General features: G+C 32.0%; 14 protein-coding genes. 2 read left to right on the forward strand and 12 right to left on the reverse strand.

Annotation, left to right across the window (positions count from 1 at the left end; genetic code table 11):
- Nucleotides 1-282 precede the first annotated feature (282 nt).
- Nucleotides 283-1,128: a menaquinone biosynthesis protein gene (locus F553_RS0100685; RefSeq protein WP_015563011.1), complete on the forward strand. Its 846-nt coding sequence runs from the start codon at nucleotides 283-285 to the stop codon at nucleotides 1,126-1,128.
- Between the two features lie 70 nt (nucleotides 1,129-1,198).
- Here the strand turns inward: F553_RS0100685 and manZ are convergent, their stop codons facing one another.
- From manZ to F553_RS0100725, 8 genes are all read right to left on the reverse strand, one after another.
- Complete coding sequence (gene manZ / locus F553_RS0100690) at nucleotides 1,199-2,014, reverse strand: PTS mannose transporter subunit IID (protein WP_018998590.1); 816 nt, start codon at nucleotides 2,012-2,014, stop codon at nucleotides 1,199-1,201.
- 16 nt (nucleotides 2,015-2,030) lie between these two features.
- On the reverse strand, nucleotides 2,031-2,849 hold the full coding sequence (locus F553_RS0100695) for a PTS mannose/fructose/sorbose transporter subunit IIC (protein ID WP_018998591.1): 819 nt from the start codon (nucleotides 2,847-2,849) through the stop codon (nucleotides 2,031-2,033).
- Between the two features lie 70 nt (nucleotides 2,850-2,919).
- Nucleotides 2,920-3,396 (reverse strand): mannose/fructose/sorbose PTS transporter subunit IIB, encoded by a 477-nt coding sequence (locus F553_RS0100700; RefSeq protein WP_018998592.1) that lies wholly within the window; start codon nucleotides 3,394-3,396, stop codon nucleotides 2,920-2,922.
- Nucleotides 3,396-3,839 (reverse strand): PTS sugar transporter subunit IIA, encoded by a 444-nt coding sequence (locus tag F553_RS0100705; protein ID WP_008538999.1) that lies wholly within the window; start codon nucleotides 3,837-3,839, stop codon nucleotides 3,396-3,398. The genes F553_RS0100700 and F553_RS0100705 overlap by 1 nt, the downstream gene beginning before the upstream one ends.
- 237 nt (nucleotides 3,840-4,076) lie before the next feature.
- Complete coding sequence (locus F553_RS0100710; protein ID WP_018998593.1) at nucleotides 4,077-6,803, reverse strand: sigma-54-dependent transcriptional regulator; 2,727 nt, start codon at nucleotides 6,801-6,803, stop codon at nucleotides 4,077-4,079.
- A 116-nt stretch (nucleotides 6,804-6,919) separates the two neighbouring features.
- Nucleotides 6,920-7,675 (reverse strand): C40 family peptidase, encoded by a 756-nt coding sequence (locus tag F553_RS0100715; protein WP_018998594.1) that lies wholly within the window; start codon nucleotides 7,673-7,675, stop codon nucleotides 6,920-6,922.
- Between the two features lie 50 nt (nucleotides 7,676-7,725).
- Nucleotides 7,726-8,991 carry a DAK2 domain-containing protein gene (locus F553_RS0100720; protein WP_015563018.1) on the reverse strand — a complete coding sequence of 422 codons (1,266 nt, stop codon included), beginning with the start codon at nucleotides 8,989-8,991 and terminating at the stop codon, nucleotides 7,726-7,728.
- 131 nt (nucleotides 8,992-9,122) lie between these two features.
- On the reverse strand, nucleotides 9,123-10,376 hold the full coding sequence (locus F553_RS0100725; protein ID WP_008539005.1) for an Nramp family divalent metal transporter: 1,254 nt from the start codon (nucleotides 10,374-10,376) through the stop codon (nucleotides 9,123-9,125).
- A gap of 222 nt (nucleotides 10,377-10,598) precedes the next feature.
- Here F553_RS0100725 and F553_RS0100730 point away from each other — a divergent pair, with 222 nt between their 5' ends.
- The gene (locus F553_RS0100730) at nucleotides 10,599-10,877 is read left to right on the forward strand and encodes a metal-sensing transcriptional repressor (RefSeq protein WP_008539007.1); all 279 of its coding nucleotides are present in this window, start codon (nucleotides 10,599-10,601) and stop codon (nucleotides 10,875-10,877) included.
- A gap of 38 nt (nucleotides 10,878-10,915) precedes the next feature.
- On the opposite strand, the gene F553_RS0100735 is transcribed toward F553_RS0100730, so the two are convergent.
- The 4 genes from F553_RS0100735 to F553_RS0100750 all read right to left on the reverse strand — a co-directional run bounded on the left by F553_RS0100735 (nucleotide 10,916) and on the right by F553_RS0100750 (nucleotide 15,016).
- Nucleotides 10,916-11,272, reverse strand: coding sequence for a hypothetical protein (locus F553_RS0100735; RefSeq protein ID WP_008539008.1), 357 nt, complete (start codon nucleotides 11,270-11,272; stop codon nucleotides 10,916-10,918).
- A gap of 166 nt (nucleotides 11,273-11,438) precedes the next feature.
- A complete protein-coding gene (locus tag F553_RS0100740; protein WP_018998595.1) occupies nucleotides 11,439-12,971 on the reverse strand; it encodes a cobyric acid synthase in 1,533 nt (510 codons plus the stop codon).
- Nucleotides 12,971-14,365, reverse strand: a complete 1,395-nt coding sequence (locus F553_RS0100745; RefSeq protein WP_018998596.1) for a cobyrinic acid a,c-diamide synthase CobB — start codon at nucleotides 14,363-14,365, stop codon at nucleotides 12,971-12,973. The genes F553_RS0100740 and F553_RS0100745 overlap by 1 nt, the downstream gene beginning before the upstream one ends.
- Nucleotides 14,366-14,380: 15 nt before the next feature.
- Entirely contained in the window at nucleotides 14,381-15,016 is a 636-nt protein-coding gene (locus F553_RS0100750) for a precorrin-8X methylmutase (protein ID WP_008539011.1), read from the reverse strand.
- Nucleotides 15,017-15,020: the final 4 nt, after the last annotated feature.

The following is a 15,020-nucleotide window of genomic DNA, read 5'->3' on the forward strand; positions in this document are numbered from 1 at the left end:
TAATGAAAATTATAATATTATTTAATTAAATAACTTATAAATAGCCTAAATATACAGATTAATTTTAACATATAATCTGCTTACTGTGTATATGTATATCTAAAAAAATGATATCTATCAATATACCACTTTTATCTAATTATACAATACAAACTGTACAAAAATCACCTTTGTTGTATTTCTTTTGCTAAAATAATATAATAGTATATTATATTATTCTATTTTTTACAATATTTTAATATAACATTTTTTATAATCTATTTAAATAAAAGAGGTATCTATATGTTAAAGCCAAATGTTGGTCATATAAATTATTTAAATTGTCTTCCTTTAACTTATACATTCACTAAAAATCCTAGTGATAAATTCAATTTATTTAAAGATGTTCCTGCTAATTTAAATCAAGCAATCACGCAAGATAAATTGGATATCAGTCCTGTTTCATCTATCATTTATGCTCGCAATTTTGATAAATTAATGATTTTACCCGATATTAGCATTATGGCTGATGGCCCTGTACAAAGTATAATTTTAGTCAGCAAAAAACCTATTCATGAAATTACCACAGATAAGATTTTACTCACATCTCAATCGGCTACTTCACATTGTCTTTTGAAAATAATCATGAATAAACGTTATCACGCTACACCAGATTATTCTATTGCCAAAGTTTCACCTCAAAATCCTTTTTCTGATGAAAACGCTACCGCTTCTCTATTCATTGGTGATGACGCTCTCTTTTTAAAATATCATCAAGATAAGAATTTATATTATTACGATATCGGTCAACAATGGAAAGAATTCACTAATCTTTGCATGGTATATGCAGTATGGGTAGTGCGCAAGGATTTTGCACAAGAAAATCCTCAAAAAACCTCTATTATTCAGCAATATATAAAAAATGGTTTTGCCAATGGTTTTACCAACCTTCATCAGGCTATAAAAGAAATCGCTACAGATAAGCCATTTTCTTTCACGCAATTAGATGAATATCTTCATATAATTCAATGGAAATTACAAGAAGAACAACTCAAAGCTTTATCTTTATTTTATCAATATGCTTTTGAATTAAATCTAATTGATGCACTTCCACAATTAAATATATTCAATCCAAATACTAAAAATTAAATACGTAAAAACAAAAATGGTGTTGATAAAATATCAACACCATTTTTTATATTAATTTTGGTCGGGGAACTTATTTAAGAATACCTAAACCGTAACCAATAATACCTACAGCGAATAAGCCAAAGATAATCCAAATTGCATTGACTTTTTTCTTCATGAGTTTCATGCATAAGAATGTAAGTAAAAGTGGTACGAGACCTGGCATTAATTGGTCTAAGATAGATTGAACAGTAGTTGTAACTACACTACCATCTTGCATAGTTACTTCAGAAATAACTACTGGAATATTAACGGTTGTCCATTTATTTACCAGTGCCCCCATGACGAATAACCCTAAGATAGAAGCACCTTCTGTAATTTTTTGAAGAGTATTACCAGCTACGTCCTGAATAATATCAGTACCTTTAGTGTAGCCATATTTAATACCATACCAACGAATAAGTAAACGTACTACATTGAATAATACAAAGAATAAAATAGGACCAAGTAAGCTACCGCCCATAGCTAAAGAAGCACCAAGAGCTGCACAAATAGGACGAAGAGTACCCCAGAAGATTGGGTCACCAACACCTGCAAGAGGTCCCATCATACCAACTTTAATACCGTTGATAACACCATCTTGAATGTCTTTACCATTAGCTTTTTGTTCTTCCATAGCTGCTACTACACCAATGATTGGAGCTGTAACGAATGGCTGTGTATTATAAAATTCTAGATGTCTTTTAATAGCTTGTTTTCTTTCTTCGCCTTCATATAGTTTTTTAATAATAGGAACCATACCAAAGCAGAAACCAAGTGCCTGCATACGTTCCATATTCCATGAACCTTGAAGGAAATTTGAACGAATAAAGGTCCAGAATAAATCATTTGAACTTAATTTTTTCATAATCTTCAACCTCCTCTTAGTCTAATTCATCATCAAGATCATCATCTACATCACTTTTTGCACTGCCAGCGCTTGCTGCTGCTGGAGCTGCCACTTGATGATATTTAGGGCTAAGCTGAATGTAAACAATTGCACAAACAAGACCAATTACACCAAATGCAACTAAATTGAATTCAGTAAATGCTGCTGTAACAAAGCCGAGGAAGAAGAATGGCATTAAGTAACCAGCATTCATCATGTTAATAACCATTGCATAACCAACTACAACGATGAAGCCACCAGCAACTTGAAGACCACCTGTGATTACTGGAGGAATTGCATTTAATAAACCTTGAACAGCATCTGTACCAATGTACATAGCTACAAGTAAAGATGGAACAGCTACACGTAAAGCTTGAAGTAATAATGCACCTAAATGGCAGATATCAATACCTCTTAAATTACCTTCTTGAGCAAAACCATCTGCTTTATGTTGGAAAAATACTGTTATTGTACGGCAGATAATAGTTAATACCTGACCTGCTGCTGCAAGTGGCATAGCAATCGCAATACCTGCACCGATACTTTGATGACCAGCAATTACAAGAATTGTAGAAATAACAGAAGCAAGTGCTGCGTCAGGTGCCATAGCTGCACCGATATTCATCCAACCAAGTGCAATCATTTCCAAAGTACCACCGATTATAATGCCTGTTGTCATATCACCTAAAATTGCACCAACTAATGTACATGCTATCAATGGACGATGTGTCTGAAATTCATCAAGAACACTGCCCATACCAGCTATTGCTGAAACGATAAAAATAGCTATAAGTTGTACTCCACTGAGTTCCATAAAAAAACCTCCATTCATAAGAGCAGATTAACAGCCATTAAAATTAATAGCTGTTAATCTTTTCATTTAATTATTTAATAATTTCCATTAAATTAACACGTTTATCTGTATCTACTTTTCTAAATTCGATTTCAATACCTTTTTCACTTAATTTTTTGAAGGATTCTACATCTTTATCATCTACAGAAACAGCATTTGTAATTTGGCGTTTACCTTCTTTAAAGCTCATACCACCAACGTTTACAGATTTAATATCTACGCCACCTTCAACCATACGTAATACACTTGTAGGATTTGTGAAGAGCAATAAGCATTTATCATTTTCATATTTAGGATTGTTGTATACGCGGATAGCTTTATCTACGCTAACAACACTGGATTTAATACCTGGAGGAGCTACTTGTTTTAAAAGTGTAGCACGAATAGTATCTGCTGCTACATCATCATCACATACAATAATACGTTCGCAACCAGTAACTTTTGCCCATACAGTTGCTACTTGTCCATGGATTAAACGGTCATCAATTCTAGCTAATACAATTTTCATTATAAATCGTCTCCTTCATCATCTGTTTCGCTTTCTACTTGGCTTTTATGGAATTTTTGAGCTCCAGCTACACTAGCTTCTACAGCTTTTTCCATTGCATCTTGAACATTTGCATTTTCGCCATTACATAAACGATAATTTATTACTTCTACAAGCATTGGTAAGCTAACGCCTGTTACAATACCGCATTTATCATTTTCCATAGCAACACGGCACGCAGCATTATAAGGGCTACCACCAAATAAATCATTTAAAATAATTACACCATTAGTAGTGTCCATTTCTTCCATGGCTTTATTATATTTAGCCATTAAATCTTCTGGACCTTCTCCTGGTACTAATGTTACTGTTGTTAAATTATCTGGCTGACCACAAATCATAGCACAAGTATTTACTAATTCTTCTGCTAAATGGCCATGTGTACCAACAATAATACCTAACATTTTAATTTCCCCTTTCAAAATTCTTCTTGTTATATATTATATGCAAATGGCGTGCCAACTTTTAGTGTCAAAATTTTTACTGTAACTATAAGGACTTTTTAAATGGTAATTATGCGTATTGTCTAAAAATTGACACTCTTCTTCCACTTACTAAACTGTGTCAATTAAAAATTGACACTAAAACAAAAAGTCTGTGTCATTTTTAATTTGACACAGACTTTTTTAGACACACTTTTTTTAAATCATGCTTACAATATAATACATTTCATCTTTTGTTAATTTTATTTGTAATGTTTCCTCAAATATTTTTGCAGCTTTTTCTACAACTTTTAATTTTTCTTTATCTATATTTTCTATATTTTTTTCATTAAATTTAAGTCCATTATTAATTACCATTCGCTCTAATGCACAGCCTATATGAATTATCAAGCGCAATTTCTGAGGATTGTCCCATGTTAATTTTAATTTTTCTTCTAAAATATTGATAAATTTAAGTAAAATATCAATTATTTTATTCGGATTTAAATACAATAACATTTCCTGCAATCCATCTTCACAAAAACGTTTCAAAACAATATTTGTTTCGTCTTTTTTTACAATATCTTTTGCTCCCACAATTTCACGCAAAATAATATCGCCTTGACCGCTGATGATTTGCTCAATTGGTATAAACGGAGCATCTATATGTGGATTTTTTATACCTACAACAGCAATAATCTGATATTTATGCCCTATTTCCGTTAAGCGTTTATGCATATCCACAATGCCTATAGGAATTACTTTTATATGGTTCATTGAAGCATCAATTAAGATATCAATCACTAAATTTTGTAATTTTTCCGCTGTTCCCTTACCTGTGCTACAAATTGTTACTACAGCTTTTTGTCTATCATTTGTGTCATCAATTGATAGTGTGTTATGTTCATAACCATTAAAATTCTTCAAGGAATCATATATAGCACTTAAACTGATACCTGCAATATCTGCTTTTCTCATCGCTTCTAATACAAATGGCGTCGTAACCATGCCTAAAGTCCTAACTGGCACACCTAATCTTTCTTCTAATATAGGGCCAAAACTACATAAAGAACCCATATCCGCTAGCAATAATACACCTTCTTGGCAATTAATATTTTGTAATTGCTCAACAATCTGATTTAACATATCCTCAGGTCGACACTCTAAAGGCATATCAAAAGCTAGTAGCGGAGCTTTATTGGCACTAAATAATTTTCGTGCTACATTCACCATAGAACTTGCTGTATATTCACCATGCATAGCTACTGCTATTACTATTTTTTGCGATTTATCTTCTTGTTTTAAAGATTGCAATAACATGGCAAAATATTCTGTTTCCGATTTTGACACAGATACTTTATATTTTTCTTCAATCATTAATTTTATTTTTGTCGCTAATTTAAATTCTATAGAATTTGTGTCAATTGTACCTTCCAAAGCATTATGCAAATTCTGCTTTCCTTTTATGCGATTGAATAATGAACTTAAATGCAAACCAAATGCATATAAAAAACGCTCTCTTGATACTAATTTTATATAACGTTCCACTAAAGATACTACTTGCTGAGCAAATTCCACCATATCTGCATCAATGATTTTCAATAATCTATCATAAACAGATAAAGAAATATCATCTTTTTGATTATAAAAAGTTTTTACATACGTATTTACGTCAGCTACGACAATTTGTTGAATTAATTCTTCCGCTATGCCCTCTCGCTTAAGCATATTGACCTTATTTTCTACCATTTGATATAAATTAAATGGTTCATCTTCGCTTTCACGAGGCAATTTACTTTTGCTAGATGGTGTTACATACAATCCTTTTTCAATATAACGACTAATCAAAGCTATATCTTCACGCGTTTGACTCATCGGCAAAATTCCTGATTTTATATTTGCAGGCAACATTTGATAAGTTATTTCAATATGACCATCTGTCTTTATACCATTTAAAAATGCTTGCGCACATAAAAGACGAATATTAGATTTTAATTGACCAACATTACCATTACCAATACTGCCGATAATCGCTTTTATCGCATCTGAAGAAACTTTTACTGGTCTTTTTATACTGCGTGATTCTTCTGTAAATAACACCGTCATTATTTCCAATTTTTCTTTTAACGAACGCTCTGCTAATGGTGGTATAGATATTATATTAGGAATACGTCTTTTAAAAGTCTTGGTCAATACTGAATCAGGATTTTCTGTAGTCGCTCCAATGATTAACACACTAGCTGATCTTTCTCTTTTCGTTTCACCTAAACGATTGAAAGTCCCTGTATCCATAAAATAAAAAATCATTTCTTGACCTTCTGGTGGCAATCTGTGAATTTCATCTAAAAATAAAATACCTTCATTTGCTGATTCAATTAAACCTGGTACAGACTTATCCGCTCCAGTGAAAGCACCTTTAATATGCCCGAAAATATGTGAAATCAACAATTGAGGATTATTATAATAATCTGCACAGTTAAAAGTTACAAAAGGTGCATTCGTAGCAAAACGACCAACTTCTTTACCATATTCAAACATCATATGTGCTAAAAGCGTTTTACCAACACCTGTTTGACCTACAATCAGTGTATGTAATCCATTTGGAGGATAAATCACTGCCGCTTTTGCTTGTTCTACTTGTGTTTTTAAACTATCTTCTGCACCAATTAAATCACTAAATGCAGATTTATCTATTTTATTTATTTTATTAACAGTTTTTATTTCTATCTTATCATTGATATTTTCATCATTTATTTTATATAAAACAGGTCTACCTGAAATCTTCATTATTTTACCCATTCTATATAATTTGTTTAACTCTCTACTGACATTACTGCGTAAAATTCCTAAATTATCTGCAATAGCAGTAGCTGTAAGAGCCTTCTCACCATCTTGACTCTTTGCTACCTCTTGTAAATATTCAAAAACCCTTTCAATACGTTTCATTGTCAATTACCTTTCTATTTCAAAAACTCATTTCCACACCTAGATTTCTTCAACAATGAAATCATCTCTTTTTACCATTTTTAGAAAAAACAGCAGGAAAAAACCTGCTGTTTTCTTTATTTTACTATATGTTTACCACCATAATATCGAGATGCCCAATACGTATTATCTAAATTATCTACGCGAATACCTCTACTTGTTGATGCATGTATAAAATTTCCGTTGCCTAAATAAATACCACAATGAGAGGCTCCTGGTTCATACGTAGTAAAAAATACTAAATCTCCAGCTTCTAAATCATCTGGTTCGACAAGTTTTCCTAATTTATATTGTTCATCTGCCGTGCGAGGTATGCGAATTCCATGTTTAGCAAAAACATATTCCAAATAACCAGAGCAATCAAAACCTGCTGGTGTATCTCCGCCAAACACATACGGCACGCCAATATAATCCTTCGCTGTAGCTATAATACCTGAGACTTCTTTTTTAGATAAAAATTGTCTGCCATATGGCACTGAAGATAAATTATCTAAAATAATTTTTTCGTTAATAGATGACTGCGAATTGACTATAACATTTTGTTTTCCGCCTTTAATAGCCCACCATGTCTCACGATTTACAATACCTGTAACTTTTATTTTATGATCTTTTTGAAAAGCTTTTACTGCTTCTTGCGTCTCTTTATCATAATTACCGCTAACTTTACTTAAATCATAATTCATACGAATGAGGTTTTGCTGTAAAACTATTACATCATGTCCATGAGAATTCAATTTTAGTATTGGTGCCGCCTGTGCATTAGCATTTATAAAACAACAAATAATTGCCAAAATCAATACTTTATAACTTAATATACAATATCGTTTTGCCATCTCCACCTATTCCCACCGTCCCTTCACTTTTATTTATACAATAATTGATATTAAATAGCTTCATGCATATTCTGTAAGTTAACTTTTAAAGTTTCATTAACATCAAAAGCTTTTAAAGCTTTTATTTGTTCTTCTACATTATTAGTATAAAGAATTTCTATATTATTTTTTAATAAGCGTTTTACTTGTGCCATAACTAATGAGCTTGATTTATTATTAGATAAAATAATATAGTTTTTAGCAATATCGCCATGAATTAAATTAATTAAATCACCAACAGCAGGGCCACTTACTTTATCTTGAGTGATTACTGCAATTGCACCTAATTGTTCTAAACTTTGAGCTGTTTTTTCATCATCAGCTACTGCTAAAATAGCGATATCCATAATAGTTTTATCTACATTTTTCAAATCATGTGGCATAGCCAAATTTTGAATTTTAATGTCTTCAATTTGACCCCAATCTACAGCCTGACCAACTACTAAGCCTGGGCAATCTGTGTGTAAATACACAGTTATTCTATCATCTAATGATTTTACTACTATTACTTTACCTAATGGATTTAACATTTTTTCTAAATCACTGATACTAGCACGACATTTTACTAAACTAAATGATACTGCATATGTATAAACAATATCGAATTTAGGATTTGGCACATCATGAGATTTTTTAAATCCAGAAGAAAATAATAATACTGGTGATACATAATTTCCATCTAAACCAGCTCTACAACCTTGTAAAAATACCATTAGAGCTTTTGCCCCTGCATCTACAAAGCCATTTTTCTTTTCAGCTTGACTTAATGCAATGCCACCTGCTTTGATAGCTTCTGTTAAAATTTCAGCAATTGGTAAATTTGCACGAACAGCATTATAAGCACCTTTTGCCACTGCTTTTGCTGTAATAATCAAAGGACGTTCTACTTCATCATTTACTGCACGTTGAGCATATAAAATACCATATTGGAAAGATTTTCCAAAAACAGAAGATGATGCATCATATTTTCCTGCCAAACCTTTAGCAATACCACGTAAAATTTGTGAAATCAATACACCTGCATTGCCATGAGCACCTAAAACTGCCGCACTACCTACACGTTTAGATACTCCACCAATGCTATCTGCCTGTAAATCACGAAGAGACATTGCAGCTGCACCAATTGTACGTAAAATATGTGTACCTGCTTTTTCATCCATTAAAGAATCAGCATTTAAAGCATTGATATTTTCATATTCTAATAAAAAGGCACTGTAGGCACCTGCTATCATTCTTTTAAAATCGTTACCTGTTATTACTTCTCTATTTCCTGTCATAAAAACCACTCCAATATTCTACCTGAATAATATATATATTCTACTAGATAATATTCTAAAAATCCATCAATATATCCTTTTATTATTTACAAAAAAATGGATGCATTAAAATTATACATCCATTTTATCACTTATTTATAAAAAATTTCCCATAATAAAGTTAAATTTAAGCAAGTTACAATTATACCGACAATGATTAAAATTATTTTCTGATATAAATGATTTGCAAATTTACCCATTATTTTTTTACTAGAGGTTAAATATATCAATAAAAAAATAGTAATTGGTAATTGTATACTTAAAAACATTTGTGAATAAATCAAACCTTCAAACGGGTCTTGAATAAATAATATAACTAATATAGCTAAACCATAAGTTATTAATACACCATGCCATGAATGATAATCTTTAATATTATAATCTTCACCAAAAATGCCAGAGAAAATACTGCCTCCTGCTATTCCGCATGTCGCTGTTGAAGATATCCCTGCAAATAATAAAGCTATGGCAAAAATTAAGGCTGCACTATCACCTAAAATAGGTCTTAATAATTCTGTTGCTTGTGCTAAATCATCTACTTGTAAATTATTTGTGAAAAATACACTGGCTGCAATAATAATCATCGCACTATTTATTGCCCAACCAAGTCCCATAGAAAATAAAGTATCTAAAAACTCATATTTCAATTGTCGTTTTATAATTTTTTCATCTTGCAAATTCCATTGACGCGATTGTATTACTTCTGAATGTAAAAATAAATTATGTGGCATGACTACTGCCCCTAATACACTCATGATAATAACAATTGAGCCTTCTGGAAAAGAAGGTGTTACCCAACCACTTATAGCCTCAGTCCACTCAACTGAAACCATATTCAATTCAAGTAAAAATGAAAAACCAATAATAGATACAAAAGCTATGATTATTTTCTCCATTTTAGGATAAGAATTAGTTTTTAATAAAACAGCACAAAAAACTGCTGTGATTATAGAGCCTATAACAAGTGGTATATTGAATAATAAATTGAGTGCTATAGCTCCGCCCAAAATTTCTGCTAAAGCTGTCGCAATAGATGCCATCATTGCCGTTGCTAATATTGGTCGTGAAAGCCACTTCGGTAGATATTTAGTAGATGCTTCCGATAAACAAAGTCCTGTTACTATTCCCAAATGAGCTGCATTATGTTGAAGCAAAATAAGCATTATCGTTGAAAGTGTTACCATCCACAACAATAAATAACCAAAATCTGCACCAGCTGCCAAATTTGATGCCCAATTACCAGGGTCAATAAAACCAACTGTAATTAAAAGACCTGGACCAATATAGCGAAGAATTTCTCTAGCTCTTTCGCTTGCTGAATGTTTTTTACTATAATCTTTTAACATAAATTTATTCCTTTACTTTTATTTATTTGAAAATATTTCTCAATTAATATTTAATTTAAATTATAACAAATATAAATATATAATCAACAAATATTTCTTTTTCATAAAATCATTCATTAACGAAATAATTTATATATTATTTTCCTTTATTTAAATAGCATTATTAATAATATTTAGCTTCATGATATAATGATTATATCATTATAAAAAGGGGATTATCTTATGAAACAATGTATGGAAACAGAAAAGCTCCATCGCCGTATAAAAAAAATTATTGGGCAATTAAATGCCATAGATAGAATGATTGATGATGAAACTATTCCTTGTGAAAATGTTTTAATGCAAGTAAATGCTGCAAAATCCGCTCTACATAGTGTTGGCAAAGTAATTTTAGAAGGGCATTTAAAACACTGTGTAATTGATGGTATTCAACATGGTGATGCAGAAAAAACAGTTGAAGAATTTGCTAAAGCCATTGACCATTTTTCTAGACTATCATAAAAAAAGCGATTGATTTTCATCAATCGCTTTTTTTATTATTAGAGCATTTGTTCTTTTTTCGCTAAAATATCTGCTACAGCTTTGCATGCTGGACAATCACAATATTTTGCACCTTTTGCCTTAATATCTTGAGCATGAGCTAATACATTTTTTGCCATTTCTTCACCAAAAACTTTAAAACCCATTTCAGAATTAGCAAAAGCAATCAATCCATCAATCGGCATAATATCAGCTTCAAGCTCTGCTATATATTTTTTAGTTTCTGCTAATTGATTATCCGTGCCAATAGCATCAAGCCAATTTTGTGCTGCTTGTTTTGCTTCTTTGCTACAAGAAGGAGCATTCATTAATTCATGTGTTTTTTCTACAACATAATCTAATACTTTTTGATCCATGATAAATCCATCGCCTTTCTAAGTATTATTTTCTCATTACTTTTATAATATAACTACTCAAAACGGCTGTAAAGTAAGCACCTTTTAGTAACATAGTTACTTTAAAGTAACTAATTATCAAATAAAAATGCACCTTAAAACTATATTAAGTCTTAAGGTGCATTTTTTATGCTTCTTGTAAAATTTCTCTTAATTTTTCCATATTCATATTTTGACGAACAGTATCTGCTAAACGATTAAATGCTGCTTGTTTCGCTGCTGCATAATTTGTACTTACAGGTAATGCTTCTAATCCTTTACGTTTACGCAATATATTGATCAGACTACGGCGATATTTATCATTATCAAAAATACCATGAATATATGCACCCATGACATTTTGTTCTTGATTTATCATACCTTCTGCCACCTGTACATCTTTATCAGCACGTTTTGTGATCATGAATGGATGATTTGCTTCTTTTGTAAATTTAGTAGTTCCCATATGAATTTCATAACCAAATAAATCATCTATAGATAATTTTTCACCTAAAAATTCCCAAGAAAGACATTTTGCTTCAACTTGTGAAGTGAGTTTTTTCTCTACAAAAGTAGTTTCCATTGGCAAGAAGCCAAGTCCTTTTACGCTATCATTATCTGATTCAGTATGCAATGGGTCACTGATTTTTTCACCAAGCATTTGATAGCCACCACAGATGCCGATGATAGGAATGTTTTTTTCATGAGCTTCATTTAAAGCTTTTTCCATACCACTATCACGCAAATAAAGCATATCTTCTGTAGTGTTTTTGCTACCTGGAAGTAAAATTAAATCTGCATCACCGATTTCTTGACCTTCTTTTACATAATAAAGATTTACATCATCTTCTTTACTCAAAGCATCAAAATCAGTGAAATTAGAAATTTTAGGAGTTTGAATTACTGCAATTTTTATTGGTGCATTTGCTTTATCTTTCGCTTGAGTCTTTTTATCATCTAAAGATACAGAGTCTTCATCTTCAATACCTAAATCAGGTAAATAAGGAATTACACCTAAAACTGGTTTTCCTGTTTTTTCTTCGAGGAAATCAAGTGCAGGCTGTAAAATAGTTACATCGCCACGGAATTTATTGATGATAAGTCCTTTTACTAAAGCTCTTTCATCTGGTTCTAAAAGCTCTAAAGTTCCCACAAGAGAAGCCAATGCTCCGCCACGGTCAATATCAGCAATCAACAATACTGGTGCATTTAAATATTTAGCAATACGCATATTTACGATATCATTTGCTTTTAAATTCACTTCTGCTGGACTGCCTGCACCTTCAATTACCATCATATCAAAGCGTTCTTCTAAACGACGAATAGCTTCTTTTACAGTATCAAAAGCTTTTAATGAATATCCCTTATGATATTCGCGTGCAGACATATTTCCTACAGCTTTTCCCATTAAAATAACTTGTGAACAAGCATTTCCTGTTGGCTTCAATAATACAGGGTTCATCTCTACAAATGGCTCAAGACCTGCTGCTTCTGCTTGAGCTACTTGAGCTCTACCCATTTCATCGCCATCTTTAGTTACATAAGAATTAAGTGCCATATTCTGTGCTTTAAATGGCACTACAGACATACCTTCTTGATAAAAAATTCTGCATAAAGCTGTAGTTAAAATACTTTTTCCTACATGAGAAGAAGTACCTTGTAACATAATATGTTTAGTCATCAGTTTTCCTCCATCTCTAGTGATTTTTTATAAGCTCTTATTTTTTCCACAAAATATTTAGCATTTTGCTTTGAGCCTAAAAAATGTAAATGCAAATATGAACCTACAATATTATCTTTAGCATATCCTGCTTTGTATTTCATATTATTACGCATTTTCGTAAATTCAAATGCCCACGGAAAACTTTCATCTTGTACATCAATCTGCGTTGAAAAATGAAATTCATGACCTTTTATCTCATCATTTTGTTTTCCTAAAATATTATCTTGCAGAATTTTTGCTTTTACATAACCCACAGTCTGCAATTTTTTATTCATTTGAGCTTTCGCAGGAATAAGCCCCACCATTTCATAAAATCTTTGCTCAAAATCATAAATTCCCTGCATTAAATACATAAAGCCACCACATTCAGCATATATCGGCATTTTGCGTTCATTAGCTTTACGTATGGATTTTATCATCGAAGTATTTTGCATAAGTTCTTGGGCAAAAACTTCTGGAAAACCTCCGCCAAAAATCAAAGCATCAACATCAACAGGAATAGCTTCATCTTCTAGTGGACTAAAAAATTTCAACTTCGCCCCTAAATTTTCTAATTGAGCTAAACTTGCTGGATAATAAAAAGAAAAAGCTTTATCTTGTGCAATACCTATGGTTATATCTTTTTTGATATTTTCAGCTTCAAATTCTTCAACTTCGATAGCTGGTGCTGTTTTAGCAAGTTCAATGATTTCATCTAAATACACTTCTTGAGCAATTTTTTCAGAAATCTTTTCGATGACCTCACGTGCATTATTTTCTCCAGCTGGTGTCAAACCTAAATGACGCTCTGGCATATGCACATTATCATCACGGAAAATTGCACCATAAACAGGCACATTTATTTTCTTCATAGCTTCTTCAATCAAAGCTTTATGTGTTGGTGAACCTAATTTATTTAAAATTACACCGGCTAAATTCACATCGCTATCATATAATTTAAAACCAAGTGCTATAGCTGCGGCTGAATCGCCCATTGATTGCACATTGATGACTAAAATCACAGGTGCATTTAATTTTTTCGCTAATTGTGCTGTAGAACTAACACCATTTTTTCCGCCATCATAAAGCCCCATAACACCTTCGATAATCGCTATATCGGCATCTTTTGATTCTTGCACAAATAAATCATTTATCACGCTTTCATCAACAAGCCATGTATCGAGATTATGACCTTTTCTTCCTGCCGCCATACCATGATAACTAGGATCAATATAATCAGGGCCAACTTTATACGGCTGTACATTTAAACCTTTATTTTTTAATGCACGAAGTATTCCTGTAACGACTGTAGTCTTACCTGAACTACTTTGAGTGGCTGCAATAACTACACGAGGAATATTTACTTTTTTCATCATTAAATCACCTTATTAAATGCGTGTATTATCAATGATATACATTACTGCATTAATACAAGAAGCAGCAATTGGGCTACCGCCTTTTGTTCCTGTTACTGTAATATATGGAACTTTTGATTCAGCAATTAATAAATCTTTTGATTCAGCAGCTCCTACAAAACCAACTGGTGTACCAATGATAGCAGCTGGACGAATATTTTCTTCATTCATTAAACGGATAACTTCAAATAAAGCTGTTGGTGCATTACCAATAGCAACGATTGCTCCATCTAATTCTTTGCCAAAATGACGCATAGCAGCAATAGAACGAGTGATACCATGTTCTTTGGCATATTTTGCAATTTCAGGATCTGCAATTTTACATTCTACAGAGCCACCCCAAGAAGCTAATTTGCGTTTATTGATACCAGTGCGAACCATTTCTACATCAGTATAGATTTTGCAACCAGAAAGCAAAGCTTTTTTCATGGAAGCTACTACATCTTTATGAATGCGAATGATTGGTGCATAATCCACATCACCAGAAGCGTGAATAATACGAGAATAAATTTTTGTTTCTTCTTCGCTTAAATTTAATTTTTCAATATATGGTTTGATAATTTCAAAACTACGAACTTCTATCGCCATTGGGTCTTTGATAAATTCCATCAAA

It is taken from the genome of Megamonas rupellensis DSM 19944 (genome assembly GCF_000378365.1).
GTDB lineage: Bacteria > Bacillota > Negativicutes > Selenomonadales > Selenomonadaceae > Megamonas > Megamonas funiformis.

Excerpts from the sequence above, each read along its gene's own strand:
- F553_RS0100740 (WP_018998595.1), bottom strand. The coding sequence starts at position 12,971 with ATGACTAAACATATTATGTTACAAGGTACTTCTTCTCATGTAGGAAAA.
- F553_RS0100735 (WP_008539008.1), bottom strand. The coding sequence starts at position 11,272 with ATGGATCAAAAAGTATTAGATTATGTTGTAGAAAAAACACATGAATTA.
- manZ (WP_018998590.1), bottom strand. The coding sequence starts at position 2,014 with ATGAAAAAATTAAGTTCAAATGATTTATTCTGGACCTTTATTCGTTCA.
- F553_RS0100685 (WP_015563011.1), top strand. The coding sequence starts at position 283 with ATGTTAAAGCCAAATGTTGGTCATATAAATTATTTAAATTGTCTTCCT.
- F553_RS0100705 (WP_008538999.1), bottom strand. The coding sequence starts at position 3,839 with ATGTTAGGTATTATTGTTGGTACACATGGCCATTTAGCAGAAGAATTA.
- F553_RS0100700 (WP_018998592.1), bottom strand. The coding sequence starts at position 3,396 with ATGAAAATTGTATTAGCTAGAATTGATGACCGTTTAATCCATGGACAA.
- F553_RS0100695 (WP_018998591.1), bottom strand. The coding sequence starts at position 2,849 with ATGGAACTCAGTGGAGTACAACTTATAGCTATTTTTATCGTTTCAGCA.
- F553_RS0100750 (WP_008539011.1), bottom strand. The coding sequence starts at position 15,016 with ATGGAATTTATCAAAGACCCAATGGCGATAGAAGTTCGTAGTTTTGAA.
- F553_RS0100745 (WP_018998596.1), bottom strand. The coding sequence starts at position 14,365 with ATGAAAAAAGTAAATATTCCTCGTGTAGTTATTGCAGCCACTCAAAGT.
- F553_RS0100725 (WP_008539005.1), bottom strand. The coding sequence starts at position 10,376 with ATGTTAAAAGATTATAGTAAAAAACATTCAGCAAGCGAAAGAGCTAGA.
- F553_RS0100720 (WP_015563018.1), bottom strand. The coding sequence starts at position 8,991 with ATGACAGGAAATAGAGAAGTAATAACAGGTAACGATTTTAAAAGAATG.
- F553_RS0100730 (WP_008539007.1), top strand. The coding sequence starts at position 10,599 with ATGAAACAATGTATGGAAACAGAAAAGCTCCATCGCCGTATAAAAAAA.
- F553_RS0100710 (WP_018998593.1), bottom strand. The coding sequence starts at position 6,803 with ATGAAACGTATTGAAAGGGTTTTTGAATATTTACAAGAGGTAGCAAAG.
- F553_RS0100715 (WP_018998594.1), bottom strand. The coding sequence starts at position 7,675 with ATGGCAAAACGATATTGTATATTAAGTTATAAAGTATTGATTTTGGCA.